Annotated in this window: 1 protein-coding gene; it reads left to right on the top strand. The window is 66.1% G+C overall.

What is annotated here, in order from left to right; all coding sequences use genetic code 11:
• Positions 1-412 (top strand): AMP-binding protein (locus HUX53_RS01915; RefSeq protein ID WP_176401443.1); only part of this gene is annotated, 412 nt, incomplete at its 5' end.
• Positions 413-446: the final 34 nt, after the last annotated feature.

Genomic DNA, 446 nt, shown 5'->3' with positions numbered 1-446 from the left:
AGGCCGGGTGCTTTACGAGGGGGAAGCGTCGCGAGCGGCGGCCGCCCCGGCGGAGACGTTCGGTGGCCGCACGCGCACCTACGCAGAACTGAACGCGCGGGCGAACCGGCTCTCGCGGCATCTGGTCGAGCAGGGCGCGGGACCAGAGCAGCGGGTGGCGCTGATGCTGCCGCGGTCGGCGGAGCTGGTGGTCGCGGTGCTGGCTGTGCTGAAGTCGGGCGCGGCCTACGTTCCGATCGACCCGGACTATCCGGACGACCGAGTAGCCTACCTGCTGGAGGTCGCCACCTCGGACCTGGTACTCGGCCCAGAGGCGGTCGACGACACCGACACCGAAACCGACACCGACACTGCTACGGCCACCGGTCCGGTCTCATATACACATCTCCGAGCCCACGAAACTCACTCATAACTAGTATGACGCCCACTGCTTGAAAAAAAAAACA

Origin of the sequence: Actinomadura sp. BRA 177 (assembly GCF_013372625.1) — a bacterium.
Taxonomy (GTDB): domain Bacteria; phylum Actinomycetota; class Actinomycetes; order Streptosporangiales; family Streptosporangiaceae; genus Spirillospora.
The sequence above is the reverse complement of the archived record's forward strand: the minus strand, read 5'-3'. Positions and strand labels throughout refer to the sequence as shown.